A 13452-nucleotide genomic window follows, 5' to 3' on the forward strand; every position below is an offset into this window, starting at 1 on the left:
TTGGCATGATCAGGACCCCGGCGTTCCGGAACCCCCGGAACGCACAGCAGACGGCGAACGCCAGACGTAGCCAAGGGGGAGGTCGGCCCGGTGATCCTCACGGTCACGCTGAACACCGCTCTCGACATCACCTACCGCGTACCGGCCCTGCGCCCGCACGCCTCCCACCGGGTCACCGAGGTGATCGAACGCCCCGGCGGCAAGGGCGTCAACGTGGCCCGAGTGCTCGCCGCCCTCGGCCACGAGGTGACGGTCACCGGCTTCGCGGGCGGCCTCACCGGCCGGCTCCTGCGGGATCGGCTCGCCCCCGTGCCGGGCCTGGTGGACGCGCTGGTCCCGGTCTCCGGCACGACCCGGCGCACCGTCGCCGTGGTCGACGAACGCTCCGGCGCCACCACCCGGCTCGACGAGCCCGGCCCCACCGTCTCCGCCGCCGAGTGGAACGCCTTCCAGGAGGTCTACGAGGACCTGCTGGCCGGCGCCTCGGCGGTGGCCCTGTGCGGCAGCCTGCCCCCGGGCGTCCCGGTCGGCGCCTACGCCGGGCTGGCCCGCACCGCCCGCGCCGCCGGGGTGCCCGTCCTCCTCGACACCAGCGGTGCGGCCCTGCGCCGCGGGGTCGCGGGCCGCCCCGACATCCTCAAGCCCAACGCCGAGGAACTGGCCGAACTCACCGGCTCCCACGAGCCGTCGCGCGCCACCCAGGACGCCCGCCGCCGCGGCGCCGGCGCGGTGGTCGCCTCCCTCGGCCCGCAGGGGCTGCTCGCGGTGACCTCGGAGGGCCACTGGCGCGCGGCGCCACCGGCCGCCCTGCACGGCAACCCGACCGGTGCCGGCGACTCGGCCGTCGCGGGCCTGCTCTCGGGCCTGGTCACCGCCCTCCCCTGGCCGGACCGCCTCGCCCGAGCGGTCGCGTTGTCGGCGGCGACGGTCCTGGCACCGGCGGCGGGCGAGTTCGACCGGGGGACCTACGAGGAGCTGCTCGGCCGGGTGACGATCACCGGAGAGGCCAGCGCGGCCTGAGGCACGCCGACGAAGCGGCGGCGCTGTCCTTTCAGCCCTCTCGACCACCAGCCGGCCACAGGCGTTTCCCGTGGCCGGCTGTCTCACCCGGTCAGCTCGGCGGTTCCTCCGTCAGCCAGAACTGGTCGAGGATGGCGTTGCACTGGTTGCCCTCGTTGCAGGCGAGCTCGATGGTGTTCGTGCCGTCGGCCAGGTTCACGTTGGCCCAGGTGTCCTTCCAGCCCTTTTCCCAGTCACCCTTGGGTGTCTCGCCGAAGTTCCTCATGTCCAGCGGACGGGTCGAGGCCTCGCCGTTGACCACCACGGTCGCGTTGGTGTCCTCGCCCGGCGTGCTGTAGCGCACGTAGAACCGGTAGGTGCCTTCCTTGATGCCGTTGACGGTCCAGGTGACCTTCGTACCCACCTTGTCGAAGCCCGCCACATAGACGCCGCCGTCGGCCTTCGCGCCCTTGATGTCGGAGGCCGTGGTCATCCCCTCGCCCAGGCGGAGCGCCTTCGCGTCGATGGTCGGCAGTTCGGCCGCTTCCTCCTCGTCACCGCCGTCGCTGCTCGCCGACGGGCTCGGCTCGGAGCTTTGCTGGGACTGGGTCGGCGTCGAGTCCGCCTGGTTGTCGCCCTTGTCGTCCTTGTCGTCGCCGCTGAGCATGGCGATGCTGATGCCGACGACCACCGCGGCGACCACCGCGACGGCGCCGATGAGCAGGCCCTTGGTGTTCGGGCCGCGGCCCCGGCCGCCACCGCCGCCGTGCCCGCTGCGGGACTGCTGGCCGCCGGAGCCGCCCGGCAGCGTCTCCGGTGCCGCGTAGTGCGCGGCCGGCTGGCCGTAGGCGCCCTGCTGCTGCGGGGCCTGCGGAGCGGGGGCCTGCTGGCCGTACTGGCGGGTCCCGACCGGCCGCACCCGGTTGACCGAGTTCGGGTAGCCGTAACCCCCGGACGGCGGCTGGGCTCCGTTGGCCTGCCCGTCGGCGTAGAGGTAGCCGAACGGGTCGTCGTCCTCGGGCGTGCTCGCGCCGTTGTTGCCGGGCGTCATCCCTTGGTGCTCCTAGCTGCGGATCGGTGGCGGTACGAGTGGTGAGATAGGCGAGCCTACCCCCACCCGGTGACCCGATCGGGTGACTCCGGCCGCCTCAACTCACTGAGCTGCGGTTCATCCCGCACGCCGGTGCTGTTTGGGACGAGATCGTTTCTCGACGTACATCCGTTCGTCAGCGGATTTCAACACCTCGTCCGCGGTCATGCCGCAGTGTGCCCATCCGATGCCGAAGCTGGCGCCCACCCGCACGGCCCGCCCCTCGGCCCGGATGGGCTGGATGATCTCGTTGCGCAGCCGTACGGCGAGGTCCTGGGCGTCGGCCCGGCCGAGCCCGTTGGCGAGGATCACGAACTCGTCGCCGCCGAGCCGGGCGACCGTGTCGCCGTCCCGGACACCGTCGCTGAGCCGGCGGGCGACCTCGATGAGGACCGCGTCACCCGCGTTGTGCCCGAACCGGTCGTTGATCGACTTGAAACCGTCGAGGTCGCAGAAGAGCACCGCGAGGCCCTTGGCGCCGTCGTCGCGGTCCTCGTCGGGGGCGATGGCGTGCACATGGTGGTCGTAGCCCTCGAACGTGTCGGCCTCGGGCGGGAAGTCGAAGTCGTGGCCCCGGTCGAAGACGGGCGGGCCGTGGGCGGCGTCCTGGGAGTCGAAGGGCTCGAAGGACTCGAAGGCGGCCAGCGAGTCGGCGACGGCGGCGGGCAGGACGCCCTGCGGGCGCTGCCGGCACAGACGGGCGGAGAGCCGGGCACGCAGCTCGGCGGAGTTCGGCAGGCCGGTGAGGGAGTCGTGGGAGGCGCGGTGGGCGAGGTGCAGCTCGCGGCGCTTGCGCTCCTCGATGTCCTCGACGTGGGTGAGCAGGAAGCGCGGCCCGTCGGCGGCGTCGGCGACGACGGAGTTGCGCAGGGACACCCAGAGGTAGGTGCCGTCCCTGCGGGCCAGCCGCAGTTCGGCGCGGCCGCCCTCGGCAGAGGTCCGCAGCAGCGTGCCGATGTCCTCGGGGTGCACGAGGTCGGAGAAGGAGTAGCGGCGCATCGCGGAGGCGGGGCGGCCGAGCAGCCGGCACAGCGCGTCGTTGGTGCGCAGGATGCGGCCGTGCTGGTCGCCGCCCAGCTCCGCGACGGCCATGCCGGAGGGGGCGTACTCGAAGGCCTGGCGGAAGCTTTCCTCACTGGCCCGCAGGGCCTGCTGCTCACGCTCCAGGCGGACCAGGGCGCGCTGCATGTTGGAGCGCAGCCGGGCGTTGCTGATCGCGATGGCGGCCTGGAAGGCGTACATCTGGAGCGCTTCGCGGCCCCAGGCGCCGGGCAGCCGGCCGTTGCGCGGGCGGTCCACGGAGAGCACGCCGATCAGCTCGCCGCAGGTCTCGCCGCCCTGCGGGCCGGGCGCGTACATCGGGGCGAAGAGCCGGTCGGAGGGGTGCCACTCGTCCTCGAAGCGGGGGGCGGGCCCGTCGGTGTACCACTGCGGGACGTCGTCGTCGTCGAGGACCCAGCCCTCGGTGTGCGGTATGAAGATCAGGTCGCCCCAGGCCTCGCCCATGGAGAGGCGGCGCTCCCAGGACTCCCGTGAGCCGGCCCGGCCGATGATGAGGGCTTCGGCGGCGGCGTTGCCCGAGAAGGCCGCCACGACCAGGTCGCCGTCGGGGCGCACGAGGTTGACACAGGCCAGTTCGTACCCGAGGGCGTCGACGACGCCGTCGGCGACGGTCTGCAGGGTGTCGGCCAGGCTGCGGGCCGAGTTCATGGCGGCCATGGCCTGGTGCAGTTGCCGCAGTGAGGCAAGACGGACGTAGGGCTCAGAATCGGTTTCCATGCTCACCCTCCCCCCGGGACCTCGCGGCGGATCAAGCGATCTCATCGACGTATCGTCCTGGCAGTATCCCCGCCACTGAATCACAGCCTGCTGCCCACCCGGTACACAGGGTCAACAATTATCTCCCCTTGTGACTCAAGTCACAACCAAACGTGAACAATTGAGAGGCCTTTCCGGGGTTTCCCCGCGAATTCACCGAAGGTGCCGAGCGCGAACTTCGCCCCCTTTTCGCGGGGTTCCCCGGCGCGCTCCGCGGGCGACCGCACTGCGCTCCGCCGCTGGTCCTAGGTCCCCGCTCGGGCCGGGGTCCGATGCGGTGCGTACGGAGCGGAGATTAGCGTTTCCGGTGTGCCGAACACTTCCGTACCCCCCTCGCCCCCCACGTCCCCCACGTCCCCCTCGCTCCCGCCGCCCGCGCCCGCCGCCCGGCATGCTGAGGGGGTGAGCAACGACGAGTTCCGTGCCGCCATGTCCCGCCTGGCCGCCGGCGTGGTCCTGGTGACCGCGCAGGAGCCACCGCTGGACCCGGACGACCCGCGGGCGCCGCTCGGCGAGGACGTGGGCATGACGGCGACGGCGTTCCTGTCGGTCTCCCTGGACCCGCCCCTGGTGCTGGTCAGCCTGCGCGAGGGCTCCCGCATGGACGACCTGCTCGACGAGCAGCCGCTGTGGTCGGTCTCCGTGCTGTCCGAGAGCCAGCGGCACATCGCGGGCCGCTTCTCGATGAAGGGCCGCATCAGCGACCGCCTCCTCTTCGCCGACATCCCGTACATACGGGGCGAGCACAGCGGTGCCCCGCTGGTGGGCGGCGCCCTGGCGACCCTGGAGTGCCGCACCGAGCAGCGGGTGCCGGCCGGCGACCACACTCTGGTGATCGGCCGCGTCCTGGCGGCGAACCTGCCCAGCACCGACGGCGGCCCCCTGACCTACTTCCGAGGCCGCTACCGCCACCTGGCCTGAGCGCGCCCCGGGCACTTCCCGGACCGGAAAACCCCTCTACCGAACGGAAGTCGCGCATCTACCCTGCCCGGGTGACGAAGACCACAGCGCCCCGCCTCGAAGAGATCACCCCGAAGAACCTCGACGCCGCCCTCGGCATACGCGTCCGCCCCGACCAGGAGTTCGCGGTCGCCCCGGTCGTGAAGTCCCTCGCCGAGGCGTACGTCCACCCCGGCTCCGCCTGGCCCCGCCTGATCATGGACGGTGACCGCGCGGTCGGCTTCCTGATGGCCTTCCTCGACGCCGACTGGCACGAGGACGGTGGCAGCGTCATCCGTTCGGGCCTGTGGCGGCTGAACATCGCCGCCGAGGAACAGGGCAAGGGCTACGGCCGTTTCGCCGTGGAGTCGGTGGCCGCGGAGATCCGCGCCCGGGGCGGCGAGGACCTCTACGTCACCTGGCACCCCGGCGAGCGCGGCCCGGAGGGCTTCTACCTCGGCCTGGGCTTCCGCGAGAACGGGGAGGTCGTCGAGGGCGAGACGGTCGGAGTGCTGGACCTGGCCTGACGGCCGACGGTCCCGGCCCCGCCCCGCCCCGTGGGTCAGTGCCAGTCCCGCGCGGAGCGCCCCCGTTTCGTCTCCGAGCGCTGCTTCTTCTCCCGCAGCCTGCGTTCGTTGATGCCGCGCGGGATGCGGGTCGGCTTGCGGGGCCTGGGCGGGGGCGCGGTGGCCTCGGCGAGGAGCGCGGCGAGGCGTACGGCGGCGGCCTCGCGGTTGCGCCACTGGGAGCGGTGCTCGGAGGCCCGGACGGTGACGACGCCGCCGGACAGCCGCCCCGCCAGCCGCTCCAGCGCCCGCTGCTTCCACACCTCGGGCAGCGCGTCGGTGGCGGCGAGGTCGAAGCGGAGTTCCACCTGCGAGTCACTGGTGTTCACATGCTGCCCGCCCGGCCCCGAGGACCTGGAGAAACGCCACATCAGCTCGGCCTCGGGCAGGGAGACGGAGCCACGGATGACATAGGGACCGGACATGCCGTACATGTTCCCGCCTCTGACCGGTCCACGTCACCCGGTTATCCCTGTCGTCCCGGTCACCCTTGTCACCCCGGTCATCTCGGTAAAGAAAGTAAAGCGACTTGGAACCTCGCGTCCCCCTCTCGCGTTCAAGGGGGTAGCTGTAGCTTCGTAGCCGTACGTACACGAGGGAAGGGACTCCCAACAATGGCTGTAAGCCTGTCCAAGGGTGGCAACGTCTCGCTCACCAAGGAGGCTCCGGGCCTGTCCGCCGTCACCGTGGGTCTCGGCTGGGACGTCCGCACCACCACCGGCACGGACTTCGACCTCGACGCCTCCGCGATCGCGGTCAACCCGCAGGGCAAGGTCTACTCCGACAGTCACTTCGTCTTCTTCAACAACAAGCAGACTCCGGACAACACCATCGTCCACACCGGCGACAACCGCACCGGTGAGGGCGCCGGCGACGACGAGGCCATCAACGTCAACCTCGCCGCCCTGCCCGCCGACATCGACAAGATCGTCTTCCCGGTCTCGATCTACGACGCCGAGAACCGCTCGCAGAACTTCGGACAGGTGCGCAACGCCTACATCCGCATCGTCAACCAGGCCGGCGGTACCGAGATCGCCCGCTACGACCTGTCGGAGGACGCGGCCACCGAGACCGCCATGGTCTTCGGCGAGCTGTACCGCAACGGCGCCGAGTGGAAGTTCCGCGCCGTCGGCCAGGGCTACGCGTCGGGCCTGACGGGCATCGCCCAGGACTTCGGCGTGAACGTCTGACGGACGCCCCGCAGCCCCTCGGAGCCCTCGGCCGCCCGGCACTTCGCGCACCGCACCACGGCATCGCGAACCGCACCGGCCGGGGGCTCCGGCCCGTCCCGGGCGGTGCGCCGGCCCGTGGGCCGCCCCCGCCCGGGGACCGTCGGGTGGAACACCGCGCCCGTCGTGACACCATCACCTCCGTGCTCGACATCGGCTACGCCCTCTCCAACCGCTTCCCCGACCCCCCGCAGACCGACTACCGCCGCGTGGACGTCCACGCCCTGCGCCACGACCTCTTCTGCGGCGACGTCTACCTCGCCGACACCGAGTCGGACCGGGAACTGTCCACAGCCTGGGGATGGGTGCCGGTGCTCGACTTCGCATGGGCGCTCTGCGACATCGTGGAACGGATCGACCAGGATCCGGCGGGCTCCCGCGCCTCCCGCCCCCAGTGGGCGGAGCTGGACTTCACCGAGTCCACCGACCGGCTGCTCTTCGAGCGCCGCTTCGGATGGGTGGACATCGAGGCCGAGTGGCTGCCGGCCTCGGAGCCGCCCCTGACCTTCTCCCACACCGAACTCCGCCGCGAGGCCCGCGACTTCCTGCACGACCTGCTCGCCGACCTGACCGATCTGCACGAGGACCTCGGCGAGAACCCGGCCGTCTGGACCCTCCAGGCCCGTTACCCCCGCCTGGACTGACCCACCGCGCCCCTCCCTCCCCTGCCTTCTCAGCCCTCCACCCGGATCCCCAACTCCCCCGCCAGCACCGGCGCCAGATCCAGCAGCTGCCCCGTACTGATCACCGCCCCCGCCAGCCTGTCCACCCCCCGGGCGATCTCCAGCGAAGCGGCACCGCGCAGATCGACGTCCGTCAGGGTGACCCCGCTGAGATCCACGCCCTTCAGCGCGCAGTCCACGAACTCCACCCGCTCCAGCCTCGCCCCGCCGAAGTCCGGCTCGACCAGGACACAGCCCTCGAAGACGACGTCCCTGAGCCGCGCGGACCGCAGGTTCAGGAAGTCGATCTTCCCGCCCCGGACCAGGACCCGCTCCAGCACCGCCCCGTGCAGCTGGGTCCCCCCGAGTCGCGCGTCCGTCACCTCGACGTCGCGCAGGGTCGCCCCCGTGAGGTCCGTACCCACACCCCGCACCTCGGCGAGGACCGAGTCCAGCACCCTGGCCCGGGACAGCCGGGCCTCGTCCAGCGCGCACCCCGTCACCGCGCAGTCCATGAACCGCGCCCCCGCGCCGTCCTCCCCCGAGAGGTCCAGCTCCCGGAACTCCAGCCCGTCGTAGTCCCCGTCCGGCTCCAGCCCACCCCCCTCGTACCTCTCCAGCACCGGCAGCCGCACCTCCGGCCGCCGCGCCGCCCTCACCCCCGCCCTGCCCCTCGCCCCCGCACCACCCACCGCTCTCCTCACCATGCGCCCATCCTGCACTCCACCACCGACAATTCCCCCGACCTGCGAGAACCCCGCACATGTCACATCCCGGGACCCCGGGCCGTGGTAGCCACGAACCACCCGACCCACCCCCCGATCCCCCGATCCCCCGATCCAGCAGGCGCGACCCCGCGCGAGGGAGACCCCGGCCATGCACCGCATCACCGTCGACCGGGCCGCCGCGAACTTGACCTCAAGCGAACTCGAGGTTGAACAGTGGGGACGCTGTCGAAGCCGCACCGCACCCCTGGGGGCCTCATGCACGCCATCCGTCTGTACGCCTTCGGCCCGGCCGAGAACCTCGTCCACGAACAGGTCGAGGACCCGCGCCCCGGCCCCGGCCAGGTCCGTATCGCCGTCCGGGCCGCCGGAGTCCACCTCCTGGACACCGCGCTGCGGCAGGGCCACCAGGGACCCGCGCCCGCCCCGACGACCCTGCCCACCGTCCCCGGCCGCGAAGTCGCCGGAGTGGTGGACGCGTTGGGCGACGGCACGCCGACCGACTGGCTCGGCAGGCGCGTCGTCGCCCACCTCGGCTTCGCCCCCGGCGGCTACGCGGAACTCGCCGTCACCGACGCCGGCCGGCTCCACGAGATCCCCGAGCGCCTCGACTTCGCCCAGGCCGTCGCCATGATCGGCACCGGCCGCACGGTCATGGGCATCGTGCAGTTCGCCGAGCCCGGCCCCGGCGACGTGGTCCTCGTCCCCGCCGCGGCCGGCGGCATCGGCACCCTCCTCGTCCAGTACGCCAAGAACGCCGGCGCCACCGTCATCGGCCTCGCCGGCGGCCCCGGGAAGACCGCCCGCGTGGCGGCGAACGGCGCCGACCTCGCCGTCGACTACACCGACCCGGCCTGGCCCGGACGGCTCTCCGCCCACCAGGGCAGGATCACCCTCGTCTACGACGGCGTCGGCGGCGACACCGCCCGCGCGGCGGTCGCCCTCCTCGCCCCCGGCGGCCGCCACGTCGTCTTCGGCTGGTCCGCCCAGGGCCTCGACAGCACCGACCCCTACCTCGTCGACGGCGTCTCCCTCAACGTCCTCGGCCCCGAGATGATGCGCAGGGCCGGCGGCGCCGACCCCGTACGCACCCTCGAACTGCGCGCCCTCACCGAAGCCGCCGAGGGCCGGCTCACCCCCGCCGTCCACCGTTTCCCCCTCGCCGAGGCCGCCACCGCCCACCGCGCCCTGGAGAGCCGGGGCACGACCGGAAAGGTCGTCCTGGAGCCGTGAGCGCCGCGCTATCGTGCCCACCGTGATCCACGTACCCGAGGAACTCGCGGCGGCACAGGAGAAGTTCAACGGCGAGGCGGGCCGCGCCTTCGTCTCCGGGCTGCCCGGGCTGACCGCCGCCTTCCTGGACCGCTGGGACCTGCGGATCACCGGCGCGCCGATGCACGGCGTGAGCGCCCTGGTCCTCCCCGTCGACCGCGCGGACGGCACACCGGCCGTACTGAAGCTCCAGATCCCGGACGAGGAGACCGAGGGCGAGCCCGTCGCCCTGCGCACCTGGAACGGCGACGGAGCCGTCCGCCTGCTGGACCACGACGCCTCCACCGGCACCATGCTCCTGGAACGCCTCGACCCCGCCCGGACACTGGCCCACCTGCCCGACGTCCGCGAGGCCCTCCTGGTCATCGCCCGCCTCCTGGCACACCTCACCTCCGCCCCCGCCCCGGCCGGCCTGCGCCGCCTCGGCGACATCGCGCACGCCCTGCTGGAGCGGACTCCCGGAGCCCTGGCCCGCACCCCGGACCCGGCCGTCCGCCGCACCCTCGCCGACTGCGCCGCGGCCCTGCGGGAGGTGGCGGACGAACCGGGCGACCGCCTCCTGCACTGGGACCTGCACTACGACAACGTCCTGGCCGCCGACCGCGCCCCCTGGCTCGCCATCGACCCCAAGCCCTTGGCGGGCGATCCCGGCTTCGACCTCTGGCCCGCCCTGGCCAACCGCTTCGACGCCGACCACCCCGCCGACACCGCCTGGCGCTTCGACGCGCTCACCGACGTCCTCGGCCTGGACCGCGACCGGGCCCGCGCCTGGACCCACGCCCGCCTGCTCCAGAACTGCCTGTGGCACACCGAGAACGGCCGCCCCCCGTCCCCCCTCGACCTCGAGATCGCCCACCGCCTGCACCGCCGTCCCCCACGGCGCGCACCCACCACCCCGACGCCGACACCGACCCCGGAATCACCGAGCGGGCGAAACGACTGCGCGACGGGGTGACCACGGCCCGGATCGTGAAGGCCCGCCGGCCGACTCCGCCACCGCCCGCCGGCCCCTTGGCAGCTCCTGGAATCAGCACGTGGCTTCGGTCGGCCTCCTCACGGCTTGCCGCTGCCCTGCCGGCCGCCCCCGAACTGGCTCACCATCATCACGATGCAGCCGGTCATCAGAAGCGCGATGCCGGACATGGCCCCCCACGCCCGGACGCTCGGGCCCCTGATCACCAGCCCGAAGACCACCTGACAGCACAGACCGGAGGCCATCACCAACTGACCCCAGCCGTAGAGGCGAACGCGGCGAACCCGACGCCGGTTCCAGGGGAGCACCCAGCCGCGGGTGACCGCCGCCACACCCGAAGCAGCGATGAGCAACGCCACCACCACAGAAGGTATGGCGAGATAAAGCCCCATGGTTCCCCTCCCGACGCGCCGGACCCCCTCCGGACACCGGCGTGATCATGACACCCATCGCAGTCCGCGTCCACGCGCTTCCGGCGGGGTGCGACTCCCCGCCGGCACGATCCTGAACGAACTCGGTGTGGACCCGCCGACCGTCATGGAGATCCTGCGGCACACCCGGCTCAGCCGGACCCACCGGTACGTGAAGGACGAGCCCGCCCCCAAAGTGAAGAACCCCAGGCGAAACCTTTCTGACATGGGGTTCCCAGGGGAGCCCCCTGCCGGATTCGAATCGACGACCTACGCATCACGAAGGCCTGCAACCTTGATCGATGTGACGCCGGGTCCGCCCTGTGCCGCCCCGTCCGCTCACGCAATCCGGCCGGCTCTCCCCGCCCTGCACGAACGGGCTGCGGCACGGGGCCGCCCCAGGGCTCCGCCGCACTGCGCGACCGCGCGATCGGTTCACACGGAAGAGGACCCCGGGAGCGCAGAACCGCCCTTGTACGTCAAGCAGATGCTCGAAGAGCGCCCCTGGGCCGACCGTGCCACCCCAAGCAGTCTCAGTGCCGCCTCCGGCAGTTCACGGCCTTTGAGCCACACGGCGTGCAGCAGCCTGCGCAGCGGGACCGCCGGGTCGACCTCGACCTCGACCAGGCGGCCGTGGTCCACGTCCTCGTGAACGGCCAGCGCGGAGAGCACCGCGGGGGCCATGCCCCGGATGACCGCGCTGCGCAGGGGCGCGGTGGAGCCCAGTTCGAGGACCGGCACGGCCACACCGTCGTACGGGCGCAGCGCCTTCTCCAGAGTTTCGCGGCTGCCGGAGCCGGGCTCGCGCAGCAGCAGCGGGGTGTCGGCGAGTTCGCGGCCGCTCAGCGGGCGGCGGCGCCGGGCCCAGGGGTGACCGGGGGCCACGACCACGGCGAGGCGGTCCCGGCCGACCACGGTGCGGTGCAGGTCGTCCGGCACCCAGGGGCCCTCGACGAAGCCCAGGTCGCAGCTCCTGCGGCGCAGCGCCTCGATCACCCCTGAGCTGTTGGTGACGGTGAGCCCGACGTGGGTGTCGGGCTCCTCCTCGCGCAGCGCGACCAGCCAGCCCGGCATCAGTTCCTCAGCGATGGTCAGGCTCGCGGTCACCAGGAGCCGGTGGTCCTGCCGGGATCGCAGCGCGGCGGCGCCCTCGACCAGCGCCTCGGCCTGTTCGAGCAAGGAGCGCGCCCAGTCGCCGACCACGGCACCGGCCGGGGTGAGCCGGGAGCCCGAGGTGGAGCGGTCGAGCAGCCGCAGGCCCAGGCGCCGCTCCAGCGTGCGCATCCGGGCGCTCGCGGAGGGCTGGCTGATGCGCAGCCGCACGGCAGCCCGCCCCAGGCTCCCGGTCTCGGCGACGCAGACCAGCAGTTGCAGGGCATGCAGGTCGGGGAGCGGTCGCGGATGCGCGTCGGAGGACTCAGGAGTCATAGGAAAACCCTATGACCTGCCCAAAAGATCGCGTCTAGTGGGCGCCGCCCACCCGGCGCACGCTGAAAATCATGGTTCTCTCCGGCCCCGAACGCCGCACGTCCGTGCGCCGCACCTCGCCCCCCGCCGCCCCGCGCAAAGAAGGCGTCGTGCCGGGCCTCGCGCTCGCCGCCACCGGTGTGGCGGCGGCCTTCGGGGTGCACGCGCTGGTGCCCGCCGTGCCGGTGCTCACCGCGGCCGTCGTGCTCGGCGTCGTCGCGGCGCATCTGCCAGGAGTCGCTCCTCTCGTACGCGGTGCCGCCCGGCCCGGCCTGTCCATGGCGGGCAAGCGGCTGATGCGGCTCGGCATCGTGCTGCTCGGCCTGAAACTGAGTCTCGGCGACGTGCTCGGACTCGGCTGGCAAGCCCTGGTCATGGTGGTCGGCGTCGTCCTGGTCACGTTCTTCGGGACGAAGTGGCTGGGCCGCGGGCTCGGCCTCTCCGACGACCTGTCGCTGCTCGTCGCCACCGGCTACTCGATCTGCGGCGCCTCCGCGATCGGCGCGGTCAGCGGCGTGCTCGGCAAGGACAAGGGCGACAAGCGGCACGAGGCGGAGGTCGCCTCGTCGGTCGCCCTCGTGACGCTCTGCGGCACGCTCGCCATCGCCGTACTGCCGCTGCTCAAGACCCCGCTCGACCTGGACACGACGGAGTTCGGGCGCTGGGTCGGCGCCGGCGTGCACGATGTCGGGCAGGTCGTCGCCACCGCCCGGACCGCCGGGCCGCAGGCGCTGACCGAGGGGGTCCTGGTCAAGCTGATCCGGGTCGCGATGCTGGCGCCGCTGGTCGCGGGAGTGGCGCTGAGCCGCCGCCGCAAGAACGCCGGGCGCCCCGTGGACGGCGACGGTCGCCGGCCCGCCCTGCTGCCCCTGTTCGTCGTGGGATTCCTGGCGATGGTCGTACTGCGCAGCACCGGACTGCTCGGCAGCGGAGTGCTCGACGCCGCGGACACCGTGCAGGAACTGCTGCTGGCCGCCGCCCTGCTCGGCCTCGGCAGCGCCGTGCACCTGCCGACCCTGGCCCGTTCCGGCGGCCCGCGGATGGCGCTGCTCGGCCTGGGTTCGTGGCTGGTCGTCGCGGCGGCAGCGTACGCCGGGGTCATGCTGACGACCTGAGGGCCCGTCACAGCGCCACACGCCCCCTCGTCAGGGTCGATGAGTGGCCTCGTACCCACGCACCCACTGCCCCGGGACCACGCGCTCCCGGCCGTACGCCGAGACGCTCCAGGACGGACGGCGGGGAGTCGGCGATCCACTCACCCACCGCCGGCAGGGAAGTCGCTCCGGCCAGAACCGCGCACGC

Annotated in this window: 14 protein-coding genes; 8 read left to right on the forward strand and 6 right to left on the reverse strand. The window is 72.7% G+C overall.

Annotation, left to right across the window (positions count from 1 at the left end):
• Positions 1-90: 90 nt before the first annotated feature.
• A complete protein-coding gene (locus tag ACWEQO_RS09200; protein ID WP_452980667.1) occupies positions 91-1020 on the forward strand; it encodes a 1-phosphofructokinase family hexose kinase in 930 nt (309 codons plus the stop codon).
• 91 nt (positions 1021-1111) lie between these two features.
• Here the strand turns inward: ACWEQO_RS09200 and ACWEQO_RS09205 are convergent, their stop codons facing one another.
• Positions 1112-2050 (reverse strand): CBM35 domain-containing protein, encoded by a 939-nt coding sequence (locus ACWEQO_RS09205; protein WP_452980670.1) that lies wholly within the window; start codon positions 2048-2050, stop codon positions 1112-1114.
• A 117-nt stretch (positions 2051-2167) separates the two neighbouring features.
• Positions 2168-3868 carry a diguanylate cyclase CdgB gene (gene cdgB / locus ACWEQO_RS09210; protein WP_361451066.1) on the reverse strand — a complete coding sequence of 567 codons (1701 nt, stop codon included), beginning with the start codon at positions 3866-3868 and terminating at the stop codon, positions 2168-2170.
• A 468-nt stretch (positions 3869-4336) separates the two neighbouring features.
• On the opposite strand from cdgB, the gene ACWEQO_RS09215 reads away from it, so the two are divergent.
• Both ACWEQO_RS09215 and ACWEQO_RS09220 read left to right on the forward strand, forming a co-directional pair.
• On the forward strand, positions 4337-4828 hold the full coding sequence (locus ACWEQO_RS09215; RefSeq protein WP_452980765.1) for a flavin reductase family protein: 492 nt from the start codon (positions 4337-4339) through the stop codon (positions 4826-4828).
• A 71-nt stretch (positions 4829-4899) separates the two neighbouring features.
• Positions 4900-5373 (forward strand): GNAT family N-acetyltransferase, encoded by a 474-nt coding sequence (locus ACWEQO_RS09220; protein WP_361451060.1) that lies wholly within the window; start codon positions 4900-4902, stop codon positions 5371-5373.
• A gap of 35 nt (positions 5374-5408) precedes the next feature.
• Here ACWEQO_RS09220 and arfB read toward each other — a convergent pair whose 3' ends face one another.
• Complete coding sequence (gene arfB / locus ACWEQO_RS09225) at positions 5409-5846, reverse strand: alternative ribosome rescue aminoacyl-tRNA hydrolase ArfB (protein WP_361451057.1); 438 nt, start codon at positions 5844-5846, stop codon at positions 5409-5411.
• Between the two features lie 180 nt (positions 5847-6026).
• Between arfB and ACWEQO_RS09230 the strand changes: the two genes are divergently transcribed.
• Positions 6027-6602, forward strand: a complete 576-nt coding sequence (locus ACWEQO_RS09230; protein ID WP_109379289.1) for a TerD family protein — start codon at positions 6027-6029, stop codon at positions 6600-6602.
• A 182-nt stretch (positions 6603-6784) separates the two neighbouring features.
• Positions 6785-7285 carry a hypothetical protein gene (locus ACWEQO_RS09235; RefSeq protein WP_452980768.1) on the forward strand — a complete coding sequence of 167 codons (501 nt, stop codon included), beginning with the start codon at positions 6785-6787 and terminating at the stop codon, positions 7283-7285.
• A 29-nt stretch (positions 7286-7314) separates the two neighbouring features.
• Here ACWEQO_RS09235 and ACWEQO_RS09240 read toward each other — a convergent pair whose 3' ends face one another.
• A complete protein-coding gene (locus ACWEQO_RS09240) occupies positions 7315-8010 on the reverse strand; it encodes a pentapeptide repeat-containing protein (protein ID WP_452980675.1) in 696 nt (231 codons plus the stop codon).
• Positions 8011-8286: 276 nt separating this feature from the next.
• On the opposite strand from ACWEQO_RS09240, the gene ACWEQO_RS09245 reads away from it, so the two are divergent.
• Entirely contained in the window at positions 8287-9261 is a 975-nt protein-coding gene (locus ACWEQO_RS09245; RefSeq protein ID WP_452980678.1) for a zinc-binding dehydrogenase, read from the forward strand.
• 13 nt (positions 9262-9274) lie between these two features.
• A complete protein-coding gene (locus tag ACWEQO_RS09250) occupies positions 9275-10255 on the forward strand; it encodes an aminoglycoside phosphotransferase family protein (RefSeq protein WP_452980681.1) in 981 nt (326 codons plus the stop codon).
• A gap of 98 nt (positions 10256-10353) precedes the next feature.
• Here ACWEQO_RS09250 and ACWEQO_RS09255 read toward each other — a convergent pair whose 3' ends face one another.
• Both ACWEQO_RS09255 and ACWEQO_RS09260 read right to left on the reverse strand, forming a co-directional pair.
• Positions 10354-10665, reverse strand: a complete 312-nt coding sequence (locus ACWEQO_RS09255) for a hypothetical protein (protein ID WP_361451044.1) — start codon at positions 10663-10665, stop codon at positions 10354-10356.
• A 453-nt stretch (positions 10666-11118) separates the two neighbouring features.
• A complete protein-coding gene (locus ACWEQO_RS09260; RefSeq protein WP_452980685.1) occupies positions 11119-12111 on the reverse strand; it encodes a LysR substrate-binding domain-containing protein in 993 nt (330 codons plus the stop codon).
• A 71-nt stretch (positions 12112-12182) separates the two neighbouring features.
• Here ACWEQO_RS09260 and ACWEQO_RS09265 point away from each other — a divergent pair, with 71 nt between their 5' ends.
• Positions 12183-13265 carry a YeiH family protein gene (locus ACWEQO_RS09265; RefSeq protein WP_452980688.1) on the forward strand — a complete coding sequence of 361 codons (1083 nt, stop codon included), beginning with the start codon at positions 12183-12185 and terminating at the stop codon, positions 13263-13265.
• The last annotated feature ends 187 nt before the right edge of the window (positions 13266-13452 follow it).

Source organism: Streptomyces sp. NPDC004051 (genome assembly GCF_053604275.1).

Excerpts from the sequence above, each read along its gene's own strand:
- ACWEQO_RS09205 (WP_452980670.1), bottom strand. The coding sequence starts at position 2,050 with ATGACGCCCGGCAACAACGGCGCGAGCACGCCCGAGGACGACGACCCG.
- arfB (WP_361451057.1), bottom strand. The coding sequence starts at position 5,846 with ATGTACGGCATGTCCGGTCCCTATGTCATCCGTGGCTCCGTCTCCCTG.
- ACWEQO_RS09245 (WP_452980678.1), top strand. The coding sequence starts at position 8,287 with ATGCACGCCATCCGTCTGTACGCCTTCGGCCCGGCCGAGAACCTCGTC.
- ACWEQO_RS09260 (WP_452980685.1), bottom strand. The coding sequence starts at position 12,111 with ATGACTCCTGAGTCCTCCGACGCGCATCCGCGACCGCTCCCCGACCTG.
- ACWEQO_RS09265 (WP_452980688.1), top strand. The coding sequence starts at position 12,183 with ATGGTTCTCTCCGGCCCCGAACGCCGCACGTCCGTGCGCCGCACCTCG.
- cdgB (WP_361451066.1), bottom strand. The coding sequence starts at position 3,868 with ATGGAAACCGATTCTGAGCCCTACGTCCGTCTTGCCTCACTGCGGCAA.
- ACWEQO_RS09215 (WP_452980765.1), top strand. The coding sequence starts at position 4,337 with ATGTCCCGCCTGGCCGCCGGCGTGGTCCTGGTGACCGCGCAGGAGCCA.
- ACWEQO_RS09230 (WP_109379289.1), top strand. The coding sequence starts at position 6,027 with ATGGCTGTAAGCCTGTCCAAGGGTGGCAACGTCTCGCTCACCAAGGAG.
- ACWEQO_RS09240 (WP_452980675.1), bottom strand. The coding sequence starts at position 8,010 with ATGGTGAGGAGAGCGGTGGGTGGTGCGGGGGCGAGGGGCAGGGCGGGG.
- ACWEQO_RS09255 (WP_361451044.1), bottom strand. The coding sequence starts at position 10,665 with ATGGGGCTTTATCTCGCCATACCTTCTGTGGTGGTGGCGTTGCTCATC.